Origin of the sequence: Undibacterium sp. JH2W, assembly GCF_049340425.1 — a bacterium.
GTDB lineage: Bacteria > Pseudomonadota > Gammaproteobacteria > Burkholderiales > Burkholderiaceae_D > Undibacterium.
Genome location: NZ_JBMPOT010000022.1, coordinates 14,747 through 27,464 on the forward strand (window position 1 = coordinate 14,747; position 12,718 = coordinate 27,464).

Sequence of the window (12,718 nt, forward strand, 5' to 3'; positions counted from 1 at the left end):
ATGCGCGCGCTACATGGCGATCAGATTTTTGCCTTAATCAGTTTACCCAGTTTTTCTATGCCTTCATTGATACGTTCAGGCGACACCGTCACAAAAGACAGGCGCAGGGTATTTTTTTCAGGATTGTTGGCGTAGAAAGGACCACCAGGAACAAAGGCCACATTTTGTTGTATCGCCTCATCCAGCAATTGCTTGCTATCCATATGCTCAGGCAGGGTCACCCAGATGAACATGCCGCCCTCAGGCTTGGTCCAGCGCACGCCCTCAGGGAAATGCCTGCTCATTGCTTCCAGCATGGCATTGCATTGTTTGGCATACAGAGTACGGATGGTAGGGATATGCTCACTCAGGAAACCATCCTTGATGACTTCATACACCACCATTTGTGTCAGTTGTGCTGTGTGCAAATCAGCAGCCTGCTTGGCTTGCTCGAGTTTGCGTATCAGCGGTGTTGGTCCAACGACATAACCCAGGCGTATACCTGGCGTCAGCACCTTGGAGAAAGAGCCCATGTAGATCACGCCACCCGGGTTCATATTCAACATTTTAGGCAAAGGCTCACCGCTATAGCACAGATCGCCATAGGGGTTATCTTCTACCAGCGGAATACCCATACGGGCACAAGTTTCCACCAGCTCGTAGCGACGCTCTACCGATAGGGTGCGCCCGGTTGGGTTCTGGAAATTAGGCAATGCATACATCAAGCGTGCGCCTGCGCCTTTGGCGGCGACTGAAGCTGGCACCAGACCATGCTCATCAGTATCCACCGATTCAAATGCTGGGCGATAAACGGAAAATGCCTGCAATGCACCCAGGTAACTAGGCGTTTCCACCAGGACCTTGCTGCCTTCATCGACCAGAACTTTACCGAGCAAGTCCAGACCCTGCTGGGAGCCAGACACCATCATGATTTGTTCAGGCAGGATTTTTGAATCACTGGTAGACAAAGAGTCTGCCAAAAATTCACGCAAAGGCGCATAACCGTCGGTAGGGCCATATTGCAACGCTGACTTGCCTTGTTGCGTCAGGACTTTATCAAAGGCGGCGCGCATGCGCTCTACCGGAAAAGTTTCTGGAGATGGCAAACCGCCAGCGAAAGAAATCACCTCAGGACGCATGGTCACTTTTAGAATTTCCCTGATGGCAGAGCTTTGCAACTGCTCGGCGCGGTCAGAAAATTTCCACTCTATGGGGCTGGGATTCTCAAGTTTCATGCTGGTCTCACTATCTCTCGTTTAGGATTGCCATCTCGGGCAAGTTTATTGTTTTATAAAAATCAGGCGATCTCGACGATCATTTCAATTTCTACGCAAGCACCCATAGGGATCTGGGCAACGCCAAAGGCTGAACGTGCATGCTTGCCTTGCTCACCAAAGATTTCACCGATGAGCTCAGAGGCACCATTCGTCACCAGATGTTGCTCGGTAAAATCAGGCGTGGAATTAACCAGGCTCATGAGCTTGACGATGCGTTTGACACGATTCAAATCACCGCCACAGGCTGCCTGCAAGGTAGCCATCAAATCAACCGCGACTGCACGTGCTGCCAGCTTGCCTTCTTCAGTAGAGATATTCTTACCCAATTGACCTACCCATGGCTTGCCCTCTTTTTTGGCAATATGGCCGGACAGGAATACGGTATTTCCGGTTTGTGCATACATGACGTAGGCAGCAGCAGGTGCTGCCACGGCAGGTAATTCGATATTTAATGCTTCAAGCTTTTCGTAAAATGACATGTCTATTTTCCAGAAAAAAGCGCAGCAGCCCTCACTGACGCACTAGGGGTAATTAAATTTTTATTATTATTTCCTGCAAACTTTAAGCGTTTGCAGAAGTCCAAATTTTATTCCGGCAAATGTTCTCTTGATACACAAGCAATTCAAGCACAAATACCAGTCCTCTATTGTAAGCCCGCACCCTGCCGATTAACACCCCCTAGTGTATGACTAATGGCAGATTAAATTTGGTCAGCAAGCGCTTTCCATGAAATTCACCGTTGAATATTCATGCGCCGTCCTAAGGCAACGACAATAATGACCGCCAGCGCAAAAAAAATTTCACGGCCAGTCAAGACTTCCCCCAATATCATGGCTGCGCCCAGCAAACTCATAAATGGTTGCAGCAATTGAATCTGACCGACTCGGGCAATACCACCGATAGCCAAAGCCTTGTACCAAAAGAAAAAGCCGATGAACATGGAAAATACCGAAACATAGGCAAATCCGGCCCAGGCGCGACCAGAAGCCTGCACACCATAATGCCAACCCAGCCAGGTCGTCACGGGGAGTATAACTGGCAAAGCCAACAGCAAAGCCCAGGAAATCACTTGCTGTCCGCCCATGCTTTGTGACAATCGCCCACCTTCGGCATAACCCATGGCAGCAGCGATCACGGCGACAAACAAGGCCAGGTCGGCAAGCTGAAATGAACCGCCGCCCTGCATCAGGGCAAACACGATCACCAGACCACTACCCAGTACCGCCATCACCCAAAAGCCAGTAGATGGCTTTTCATTAAAACGCAATGCTGCAAACAAGGCCGTGGCCAAGGGCAAGATACCCAGCACAATAGCGCCGTGTGTAGCAGGTACATAAGCCATGGCGACAGAACTGAACAAGGGAAAACCAACCACCACTCCCAGAGAGGTAATCAGCAGTGGTTTCATTTGTGCGCGCTGCGGCAATTTTGCTCCCTGCATCCACAACAGCAGACCAGAACAGCAGGCCGCCACCACCGCCCGCCCCAATGCGACAAAAACGGGATTAAGTTCTGCCACTGCCATACGGGTAAATGGCAGGGTCAGGCTGAAAATCATGACACCAGCCAGGCCCAGGGCCATGCCCTTGTTTTCTTGTATCAGCATGATGGACCTGCCGGCATATTCAGAGTACTAGTTATCATTGCGAACTCACTAACATAGGGTATAGCGACAAAACCAGTAGCAAGGCCATGCCATAATTGAAGATGCGCAGATTGCGCTCCTCCTTCAGCAAATGTCTGACCTTGGCGCCAAACAAGGCCCACATCCCTACACTGGGTAAATTGATGACAGCAAAAATGCCTGCAGCCAGAATGACGACGAGGAATCCACCTGTGGCCGGGATATAGGTACTGAAAGCCCCCAGTGCCATAACCCAGGCCTTGGGATTAACCCATTGAAAAGCAGCCGCACTCATGAAACTCATGGGACGAGCCTGCTCAGCTTTTTCAGCCTTGCCTGCAGCCTTGTCTTCCAAGGGCCCGGCATTGGCTATATTCCAGGCCAGGTAAAGCAAATACGCAGCGCCTGCCCATCTGAGCACTACGTATAACCATGGGAAAGTCGTCAACAATCCTGCCAGGCCAGTTCCGACTGCCAAAACCAGTATCATGAAACCTATACTGATCCCCAGCATGTGAGGCAAGGTGGCACGAAAACCAAAGTTCACACCAGAAGCCAACAGCATGAGGTTATTCGGCCCTGGGGTGATGGATGACACCAGGGCAAACAAGGCAAATGCCATCAATGTATCAATGGGCATCTTGTACCCCTTGCCTATAGAATTTACTTCGCTGTCTATGCATATGAATCTCCGGTTTTTGATGTAGTGTTTGTGCTATCCTAAACGCAAAAACCAATACAGTACCAATACACTACAAGCGATAATATTTATACTGTCATGGCCAACCTTCCATTACAGAAGATCAGTCTGGAGACTTGCAATGCTGACACCCACTTTTTTTATTTCACGCGACTCTGGCGGTTCTCTGGTTGAACAAATCGTCAATGCTGTGGCCAACCGCATCGACGACAAATTGCTACGCACCGGCGCGCGCATGCCCTCGATACGCCAGTTTGCCGATGAACAAGCAGTGTCGCGCTTTACTGTGGTGGAAGCCTATGACAGGCTGGTTGCCAAGGGCTATCTGGAGTCGCGCCGGGGAGCAGGCTTTTTTGTGCGTGAACGCGCTTCGATGTTGAACAATGTGTCGAGTACTGCACAAATCGCCCCAGTCACCCAAAATCTGGATGTGGTGTGGTTGGTACGTAATATGTTCCGCCAATTGCCGCCACAAAAAATGCCGGGCTCCGGTGTATTACCGCATGACTGGCTCGATGGTGAACTGGTGGCAAATGGCTTGCGCTCCATCAGCAGGCTGAACCAGAACCTCTTGCTGCATTACGGTACCCAGCAAGGTTTTTTGCCTTTGCGCCAGCAATTGCAATTGAAGATGGCTGAACTGGAAATCGCCGCCTCGCCCGAGCAAATCGTCATGACCAGTGGCGTCACTCAGGCACTGGATCTGGTGGCGCGTGAATTTACCCAGCCCGGCGACACCATCTTTGTCGATGACCCGGCCTGGTTCCTGATGTTTGGTTCTTTCGCCATCCTGGGCACCAAGGTGATAGGCATACCGCGCCTGCATGATGGGCCGGACGTGGCCAAGCTGGCAGAACTGGCCGCCCTGCACAAGCCCAAGCTGTATATCATCAACTCGGTCTTGCACAATCCAACTTCCACCTCGCTGTCAGCCGCCAAGGCTTTTCAGGTCTTGAAGGCAGCTGAAGAGCATGATTTCATGATCGTTGAAGATGATGTGTATTGCGACATGCATCCCGGCCCTGCGGTGCAGGCTGCCACCCGCATTGCTGCGCTGGATCAGTTGAACCGGGTAATTTACCTTGGTGGATTTTCCAAGTCGCTGGCCGCTAATCTGCGGGTAGGGTTTATTGCCACCTCACCTGAGTTGGCGATACGCCTGGCCGATCGCAAAATGCTATCTACCCTGACAACCACAGAAATTGGCGAGCGCGTCGTGTATAAAATTTTGTCAGAGGGACATTATCGCAAACATGTGGATCGCATACGCGTCAAGCTCGATGGCGTACGCGATGACATCACCAAACGTCTGGAACAGCAAGGCATGAAGGTCGATTACCGCACACCCGCTGGCATGTTCCTGTGGACCGAGACGGGCTGCGACACCAATAAGCTGACCGAGAAAGCCATGGAACAGGGTTATCTGCTGGCCCCCGGCAGTTTGTTCTCACCCAGCCAACTCCCTTCCACCAAGATGCGCATCAATATTGCAGCGATGTCTGATCCTGGTGTCTGGGAGTTTCTGAAGCGTGAGATTAACTAAAGAATTAAGGAAGTATTGTATATCAGTGCAGGCTGGCATTGGCCAGCTTGACACCGAACCAGAGAAACAGACTACCCACACCACTGGACAAGCTGGCCGACAAACGACGGCGCTGGCTAAAGTTGCGTGCCAGACGAGCGCCCAGGAAGATCAATACCGATAGATAAATGCTGCTGAATACCATGACTACGGCGCTCAGTATCAAAAAAGGAATCGCCGGTGTCGGATAAGTGGGATCAATGAATTGCACAAAGAAAGACAACAAAAACAAAATTGCCTTAGGATTCAAGAGACTGATCACCAGGGCGCGCTTGAAAGGGTTTTGCATATTGACAGCCGTCGCCTGTGTTTCTGCCATAGTTGCAGTTTTGTTACGCCATTTTTGTATCGCAGCCCAGATCAGATTTACTCCCACCCAGGCCAGATAGGCAGCACCCGCATATTTGACCACCATGAACAAAGCCGGATAAGTACGCAAGATGCCTGCTGCGCCCAGGGCCGTCAGCATGAGCAAAATACTATCACCAACAAAAATCCCTAATGCCCCCTTATACCCTTCACGTACGCCACGGGCAGTAGCGACCGCCAATACATACAGGGAATTAGGTCCTGGCAACAAGATAATGCCCAAGGCACCCAATACATAAGTCCACAAATCGGTCACGCCATAAAAATTCATTTCACTGCCCTCACATCTTGCTGATTAATCTATGCTGAGCCGGCGACATTTTTAACAAACTACACAGGCATGGGCATGAGATTAACATCTTGCTGCATTTCTTGCTGATGCCCACCCGAACCTTCTCCAGCCCTGCGTAACAGGCTCAATGCTGTATCACCTTCGCGCAAGGTCGCAGTACGTACGCTGGCACTCACCTTCATCTCCGTACCTGAGACAGAAATTGGCATGGCGACCACGGTAGCGCGGGTGCGATCAGCAATTTTTGTGGCATCTTCGGCCGATGCCTCGGGCAAGAGCACGCAAAATTCTTCGCCGCTATATCGGGCTATGCAGTCATAAGAACGCATGGCACGTTTCACACGACGACTGACTTCGACCAGGATAACATCACCCACTTGTGGCCCATGCAGGTCATTCAGATGTTTGAAATCATCCAGATCCAGCACCAGCATGGACAATTGTTTGCCCAGACGCAGATGGCGTTGCAACTCGCCGTCAGAAATGCGCATGAATTCTTTCCAGTTGGCGACACCCGTAACAGGGTCGATATTTGCCTGTCTTTCCAGCTCCTGCTCAGCACTCAAAAGCTTGCGCCTATACCTGTGTACATAGGCAGCGATGGCATGACCAGTGATGGCAACTGCGGGCAAAATCAGCAAGACACTGGCAGCCTGGGAAAAAGTACCCGATTGCTTGTACAAGAGCAGCAGACAAGATGCCGCAGTAAATAAATACAAAGGAATGCGCAACACGTTCAAGGCCAGTGGCAAGGAAATGAAAGCCATTAACACCAGCCAGGCATCGACCATATAGTGTCCCAGATAATCACGTGGCAAACAGGCATTGCTGATGAACTGCGTCGACAAGACCACGACTATCCAATACATGGCATAGCGATCCAGCTTGGGGACATTTTCTTCGGTCGCATATAGCCTTACCAGCCATAATGAATAAGCGAAGGCCGCCAGGCGTATCAACAACAAGAGCGCCAGGGGAAGGGCAAATTCATGGAATAGCACATCCACCAATGCCAAAGGTAAAAACGCCCACAACATGATGCGCACCACCCTGCGGACTTGTGCCCTGTCTTGTTTGGTGTATTGAGAGCGATAATTCTCTTCACTGACATCTTTATAATTCGTTTGCATTTTTGCACCGTTTTATTTTTCAGCTGCTCTTGGCCTGCTTACATCTATTCACGCCTGTCGACGATCAATGTGCTCAACTTTGGTCAAGAGCGCATATCTATGCTACATTCTCACTCTGAGCTTCTGGGTTTCAGATATAACGGATTTAGTCATCGAATTATTCATCATAATTATATGCCTCACTTGGACCACCAACATGTTAAAGATTGCATAGGCGACACGCCTGTAGCAGGCATGTCTGCGTCCGCGCAAACACAAGTTGCGAATACGACCTGTTGTTGTTGAGCCTGCAAATCCGTACGCAGCATGGCCTTAGCTTGCCAGCCTGTCTTGAGTAATACCCTAAGCACCCTCCTTCAATTTAGACCACATTCACACTTAGCTATTTTCACAACAAATGGACATACTTCTCTACGATAATTGGGAACGCCGCTTGCGCCCCTTCAGCCCTTTGAACAAAGACTGGGTGGGCCTGTATTGCTGCGGACCTACCGTGTATGACTATGCCCATATAGGCAACCTGCGCACTTATCTGTTTGAAGACTTGCTGCGCCGCGCCCTGGAATGGAATGGCTACACCGTACGCCATGTCATCAACATCACCGACGTCGGCCATCTGGTGTCCGATGGTGATGACGGAGAAGACAAGATGGAAAAAGGCAGCCGCAAAGCCGGTGAATCTGCCTGGCAGATTGCCGACCGTTTTACGGCTGCCTTCAAAGATGATTTGCAAAAACTGCATATCCTGGAACCAGCGATCTGGTGCAAGGCCACCGACCATATCGCTGAGCAAATCGACTTCATCGCTGCCATAGAAAAAAATGGCTATACCTATCGCACCAGCGATGGCATTTATTTTGACACCAGCAAGCAGGATGACTATGGCTTCCTGGCACGTATCAAACGCGATGCCATCAAGGCTGGCAGCCGTGTTGAACTTGGTGAAAAACTGCATGCGACCGACTTCGCCTTATGGAAATTCAGCCCAGCGGATGAACACCGTCAAATGGAATGGGATAGCCCCTGGGGTCGTGGCTTCCCTGGCTGGCATATAGAATGCTCTGCCATGTCGGCCAAATACCTGACACCCTGGTTTGATATCCATTGCGGTGGCGAAGACCATATCGCCATCCACCACAGCAATGAGATAGCACAAAACCAGGCTTGCCATGGCACCCGCCTGGCCAACTTCTGGATGCATGGTTATTTCCTGCAAATCGATTCTGGCAAGATGTCCAAGTCAACTGGTGAGTTCCTGCGCCTGCAAACCCTGCTCGATCAGAATATCGATCCGCTGGCCTATCGCTACCTGTGCCTGACGGCACATTATCGCAGCCAGATGCAGTTCAGTTTTGAAGCCCTGTTGTCAGCGCAAACTGCCCTGCAACGCCTGCGCGAGACTTACCATGCATGGCCACAGGGTGGCAGTGTCAGCGCAGAATACCGTGAGAAATTCACCGTCTTCATCAATGAAGACTTGAATGTGCCGCGTGCTCTGGCACTGGTCTGGGAAATGCTGAAAGCCGACTTGTCCGATGTCGATAAAAAAGCCACGCTGACAGAGTTCGACAAGGTATTTGGCCTGGGCCTGGCGCAATGGCAGCCTGCTGTACTGGCTATTTCGGCAGAAGTGCAAAGCCTGGCAGAGCAACGTCAGACAGCACGCAAAGCCAAGAACTGGGCAGAGGCAGACCGCCTGCGTGGTGAGCTACACGCACTGGGTTATGAAGTTGAAGATAAAGCCGATGGCATGCAAATCAAGGCACTATAATATGACGCTGTGAAGTATAAGACAGGGGAAACTATCGTTTCCCCTGTTTTTTTGGGTGAACGCTAAGGAAAGCAATATGTTTGAAAAATTTAATTTAATGCCCAGCAAATTTGCCGTCATTTTTAGTCTTGTGCTGGTCCCAGCAATCAGCATGGCGACAGATTATATAGAAGGCAAAGACATACCAGCAGAGTTACGCCCCTTCATCTTGCCCAACACTAAGTTGCTGTCTTATGAAGTGGCAGACTTGAATGGCGATGACAAGCCTGATTATGTTTTCATTCTGGAAAAACAAAAGAAACATCCTGATGATGATCCCATAGATCACGGACAACGGCCTTTGAATATCGCCATACGTCAGGCTGACGGTAAATTAAAGCTGGTCAAGACCAATGACAAAGTCGTTTTTTGCTCCGGCTGTGGCGGTGTATTTGGCGATCCGTTTTCTGATTTAACAGCAGGAAAAAAGACCTTTTCAGTCTCGCACTACGGTGGCAGCAACTGGCGCTGGGCCAATACCTATCAATTCAATTACTCGAAGAAAGACGATACCTGGCAATTGGTCAAAGTATCCGAATCGTCCTTTATGGCATTTGAACCAGACAAGGTGAAAGAAAAGATTTTCACCCCGCCTAAGCATTTCGGAAAAATTGATATCGCCGATTTTGATCCCGAGAAATTCAAAGGAGTGGGGGCCAGGTGAAGTGCAAGAAAATTGGGAGATGCCTCCCGATTTTTTACAGACTCTTTTCAAACTGCAAGCGTATCGTCGCACTTGCCGGTGTCACCATGCGACGCACGGTGCGCCCTGCAGGATCACTATATTCTGAAGCCTGCAACATATCCTGATGCAAGAGATTACTCATTGACAGGCGCAATTGCATTTTATTTTCAAGTTTCCACAAACCATACACGTCAAGATTACGACTAATGCCCGTATAGGTGCGCAAGCCAGATGTGGCCTGCACATGACCACCTGTCTGCAAATTGAAATTGAAGCCAAATGATTGCAGTTCACTGCGCTTGTAATCCATGCCCAGATTGACAGTCAAGGGCACCTGGTCGGTCAGGCGATTATCTGGCCCTGATATGGCATCCAGTGTCGACCAGTTACGTGCTGCATTCAGCCGTACTTCCAGCGGAGGTGCTGCAGCCAGAAAATTCTGTAGAGCGAACTTTGCATCCGCCTCTATCCCCATCACTTTGGCCGTGCCATGGTTATAGGGTGAAGTAATCCAGACCTTATTTTGCTCATAGAGATTTTGCATAGTCACATCCTGTACCCGCTTGGCATAGGCCGACAGACTCAACATACTATTCTTGTCGAAATAAGATTCATACGCCAGATCAGCGCCCCAGGCCAGTTCTGGCAAGAGTTGTGGGTTGCCCTGGTAATCTGGATTCGTCGGGCCATTGTCATTATTTGCCGTGTAACGCCGTGGCACCAGGCTGCGTGGCGTGGGTGCCTTATAAGTGCGGGACAAGGCAAAACGCAACTGATCTTTCTCTTGCTCAGGCAGTTTCCATAGAATTTGCATGACAGGACTCCAGACGCTGGACCGTGTCTGCACGGGTGCCATTAAACGCCCCGTAGTCTCAGTATTTAAACCTTCCCAGCGCAAACCCAGATAGGCTTGCAGACGGTTCGTCACATCCCATTCATCCTGGGCAAACATGGCTATGCGGCGTACATTGGCTTTGTAGTCTTCCACTAGCGGCTCATTGAGGGTATTTGAATTAGTCGGCCGGTCAAATTGCAAGCGAAGTTCACTGCGTTGTGTCAAAGTACCATCCCATCCAATGGCAAGGCTATGCTCTTCGCGAAAGCGGCTCAGGTATTTGCCGCTACTGCTGACACTGGTTTCTGCCGCATTCGATACGACATGCCGGTTGAAAGGCTGATCCTGAGGCGCAGGATAACCATAAAAATTAAAATCAGTCTCGCGCTTATTGTAATTCAGACCTAGCTTCGCATTCAGCTTGCTGTCCGCATCTATTCTGTGGGACCAGTTCAAATCAGTGCGCAACAAACCAGTATGCGTGGAAGTGCGGTAATTATTGTTAGGGTATTGCGTATCATTATCGCCAACTTCTCTGGTTTCATGGTCATACCCCCAGTTCACTGTGCGATAAAAATCAATCAGGCTTTGCCAGCCCAGTGTGTCGCCATTGTCCAGATTCCAATTCAATCGCGGACTCAGGCCCAGACGCCAACTGTCACCCTGATTCTTTTGCTGCATCAGGCGCAGGGTATTTAGTTTTCCCTCGACACCATAAATACTTTCTGTCACCTGGGGTCTGTTTTCATAGCCGGTTTTTGTCAAGTTACCAGTGACCGAGTAGGCGAAACCAGCGAGTTTGTCTGCCACTTCCAGAGCCAGGCTGGGATTCCAGTTATAGTCTGCATGGGCCAGGCCAAATTTGAATTCTCTCCTGGCCCGGCCCGCCGCTTTTTTCAGGATGATGTTGATGGTACCGGCCACAGCCTGTGCACTGAATTCTGCCGTCGTGGTGCGCAAGATTTCTACCCGCTCTATCAGCTCAGGCGCGATACTATCGATAGAAAATCCTGGCGCCACGGCATCGCCATTCAATAATATCTGGGTATAGCCTGACCCCAGGCCACGCATGCGCAACTCATTGCCGACAACAGAAACACCGGGCTGGCGTTTTAATACGGATGATAATTGTGTGTCGCCATACTGTAGCAACTCTGCCGCATTGATGACTATTTTGGCGGCTGTTTCATTTTTTCTTTGCATGGCGGCACCCGGCCCTGCCACTTCTACCGTTTGCACGACATCGTCTTTTTTTACAGGCACATCAGTTGCATGAAGCTGGCCGCTCCAGAACAAGAGCCAGCCCCCCACTCCAGCTACACCAGTCTTTAAACAGGATAGATATTGCAGCGACGATAAACGAGATTTATTACTTGAAACAAGCTTGGTCATGACAGTGGATAAGTTGAGCAGGAAAATAGCTGAGTACCAGGCGAGGTAGACAGAAGTAAAGGGTGGAGGAATTATGAAGTGGGCAAGACTATAGCAGAATAGCAATGTGATAAAACCCCGAAATCAGGTGACAGGGAATTTATTTCTGGATGTCAGGATAAACTACGGCAGCCTGCTATTTCGTGGTCTGCAAACCGGCCCTGGGGTCTTTCAAAAAATCATCCACTATGCGTGCTATGCTGCCGTCATTTTTCATGGCCAGCAAAGTTGAACTGATGGTTTTTGAAGTCGCACTGGAAGCAAACTCTGGCCTGACGCGCATCACATGCGAACCGTAAGAAATGACCAGGCCAGGGCCCAACAAATTTGCCGACGCATTTTTTTCAGCAGCAGCCAGAAGAGCTGGCTGGCTGCCGACAATGCCAGAAATGCGCCCGGCTTCCAACATGCGCATGCCATTTTCCAGGGTATTGATTTCGACTTTCCTGACGCGTTCATCCTGACCAAAAGAGCCGTAACTCAGCCTGCGCATCATACCTATACCCCGCTCCATAGAGAGGGCAATCAAATCATCATAATTCTTTAGCACGGCACCGCGTGGTGCAAGCACCATGATAGGGAATTGCGTTACTTCAGATAAAAAACTGCCTTCTTGTTCAGTGAAATTCTCAGCCTGAGAAATACTATAGGCTTCTTTATCTGCTGGAAACATCAAGAGATGGCGGGCGCTGGGCACTACCACCAGCTCCAGAGACACGCCTGAGCGCCTGCTCAACTCACGGGCTATGCGTACATTGATACCATCATAGCTACCCTTGCCATCCTTGACGAAAGCAAAGGGAGTCACTTCCGTCAGATAAAGATTGGCCGCCGTGAGTGTGGAAGCATAGCCGCACAACAGGCAAAAGCTGAGCAAACTCCATCCTTTTAGCAACATAAAGTCATTCCCTAAGCCTCAATATCAATTCCAGACACGCTGCCATGTCCTTGAGTCTAGTGATATTTTGCAAAAAACACAAATATCTATGTATCTCTTAGGCTGA

The 12,718-nt window shown here is 50.0% G+C and carries 11 protein-coding genes; 3 read left to right on the plus strand and 8 right to left on the minus strand.

The features are described 5' to 3' along the window. Positions 1-20: 20 nt before the first annotated feature. The 4 genes from ACO0LC_RS25240 to ACO0LC_RS25255 all read right to left on the minus strand — a co-directional run bounded on the left by ACO0LC_RS25240 (position 21) and on the right by ACO0LC_RS25255 (position 3,520). On the minus strand, positions 21-1,214 hold the full coding sequence (locus ACO0LC_RS25240) for a PLP-dependent aminotransferase family protein (protein WP_423008380.1): 1,194 nt from the start codon (positions 1,212-1,214) through the stop codon (positions 21-23). A gap of 62 nt (positions 1,215-1,276) precedes the next feature. Continuing rightward, a complete protein-coding gene (locus ACO0LC_RS25245) occupies positions 1,277-1,735 on the minus strand; it encodes a RidA family protein (RefSeq protein WP_423008382.1) in 459 nt (152 codons plus the stop codon). 254 nt (positions 1,736-1,989) lie between these two features. Next, positions 1,990-2,862, minus strand: coding sequence for a DMT family transporter (locus ACO0LC_RS25250; RefSeq protein WP_423008384.1), 873 nt, complete (start codon positions 2,860-2,862; stop codon positions 1,990-1,992). A 34-nt stretch (positions 2,863-2,896) separates the two neighbouring features. Further along, entirely contained in the window at positions 2,897-3,520 is a 624-nt protein-coding gene (locus tag ACO0LC_RS25255; protein WP_423008386.1) for a LysE family translocator, read from the minus strand. A gap of 181 nt (positions 3,521-3,701) precedes the next feature. On the opposite strand from ACO0LC_RS25255, the gene ACO0LC_RS25260 reads away from it, so the two are divergent. Further along, a complete protein-coding gene (locus tag ACO0LC_RS25260; RefSeq protein ID WP_423008388.1) occupies positions 3,702-5,123 on the plus strand; it encodes a PLP-dependent aminotransferase family protein in 1,422 nt (473 codons plus the stop codon). A 22-nt stretch (positions 5,124-5,145) separates the two neighbouring features. On the opposite strand, the gene leuE is transcribed toward ACO0LC_RS25260, so the two are convergent. After that, positions 5,146-5,802, minus strand: a complete 657-nt coding sequence (gene leuE, locus ACO0LC_RS25265) for a leucine efflux protein LeuE (RefSeq protein WP_423008390.1) — start codon at positions 5,800-5,802, stop codon at positions 5,146-5,148. 59 nt (positions 5,803-5,861) lie between these two features. Next, entirely contained in the window at positions 5,862-6,953 is a 1,092-nt protein-coding gene (locus ACO0LC_RS25270; RefSeq protein WP_423008392.1) for a GGDEF domain-containing protein, read from the minus strand. A 397-nt stretch (positions 6,954-7,350) separates the two neighbouring features. Here ACO0LC_RS25270 and cysS point away from each other — a divergent pair, with 397 nt between their 5' ends. Together cysS and ACO0LC_RS25280 are read left to right on the plus strand one after the other, a co-directional pair. After that, entirely contained in the window at positions 7,351-8,724 is a 1,374-nt protein-coding gene (gene cysS, locus ACO0LC_RS25275; RefSeq protein WP_423008394.1) for a cysteine--tRNA ligase, read from the plus strand. 76 nt (positions 8,725-8,800) lie between these two features. Continuing rightward, positions 8,801-9,427, plus strand: a complete 627-nt coding sequence (locus ACO0LC_RS25280; protein ID WP_423008396.1) for a hypothetical protein — start codon at positions 8,801-8,803, stop codon at positions 9,425-9,427. A 34-nt stretch (positions 9,428-9,461) separates the two neighbouring features. Here the strand turns inward: ACO0LC_RS25280 and ACO0LC_RS25285 are convergent, their stop codons facing one another. Both ACO0LC_RS25285 and ACO0LC_RS25290 read right to left on the minus strand, forming a co-directional pair. Next, the gene (locus ACO0LC_RS25285) at positions 9,462-11,675 is read right to left on the minus strand and encodes a TonB-dependent receptor plug domain-containing protein (RefSeq protein WP_423008398.1); all 2,214 of its coding nucleotides are present in this window, start codon (positions 11,673-11,675) and stop codon (positions 9,462-9,464) included. A 175-nt stretch (positions 11,676-11,850) separates the two neighbouring features. After that, entirely contained in the window at positions 11,851-12,612 is a 762-nt protein-coding gene (locus ACO0LC_RS25290; RefSeq protein WP_423008400.1) for a substrate-binding periplasmic protein, read from the minus strand. Positions 12,613-12,718 lie beyond the last annotated feature (106 nt).

Excerpts from the sequence above, each read along its gene's own strand:
- ACO0LC_RS25250 (WP_423008384.1), bottom strand. The coding sequence starts at position 2,862 with ATGCTGATACAAGAAAACAAGGGCATGGCCCTGGGCCTGGCTGGTGTC.
- ACO0LC_RS25270 (WP_423008392.1), bottom strand. The coding sequence starts at position 6,953 with ATGCAAACGAATTATAAAGATGTCAGTGAAGAGAATTATCGCTCTCAA.
- ACO0LC_RS25245 (WP_423008382.1), bottom strand. The coding sequence starts at position 1,735 with ATGTCATTTTACGAAAAGCTTGAAGCATTAAATATCGAATTACCTGCC.
- ACO0LC_RS25260 (WP_423008388.1), top strand. The coding sequence starts at position 3,702 with ATGCTGACACCCACTTTTTTTATTTCACGCGACTCTGGCGGTTCTCTG.
- ACO0LC_RS25285 (WP_423008398.1), bottom strand. The coding sequence starts at position 11,675 with ATGACCAAGCTTGTTTCAAGTAATAAATCTCGTTTATCGTCGCTGCAA.
- ACO0LC_RS25240 (WP_423008380.1), bottom strand. The coding sequence starts at position 1,214 with ATGAAACTTGAGAATCCCAGCCCCATAGAGTGGAAATTTTCTGACCGC.
- ACO0LC_RS25290 (WP_423008400.1), bottom strand. The coding sequence starts at position 12,612 with ATGTTGCTAAAAGGATGGAGTTTGCTCAGCTTTTGCCTGTTGTGCGGC.
- ACO0LC_RS25280 (WP_423008396.1), top strand. The coding sequence starts at position 8,801 with ATGTTTGAAAAATTTAATTTAATGCCCAGCAAATTTGCCGTCATTTTT.
- cysS (WP_423008394.1), top strand. The coding sequence starts at position 7,351 with ATGGACATACTTCTCTACGATAATTGGGAACGCCGCTTGCGCCCCTTC.
- leuE (WP_423008390.1), bottom strand. The coding sequence starts at position 5,802 with ATGAATTTTTATGGCGTGACCGATTTGTGGACTTATGTATTGGGTGCC.
- ACO0LC_RS25255 (WP_423008386.1), bottom strand. The coding sequence starts at position 3,520 with ATGCCCATTGATACATTGATGGCATTTGCCTTGTTTGCCCTGGTGTCA.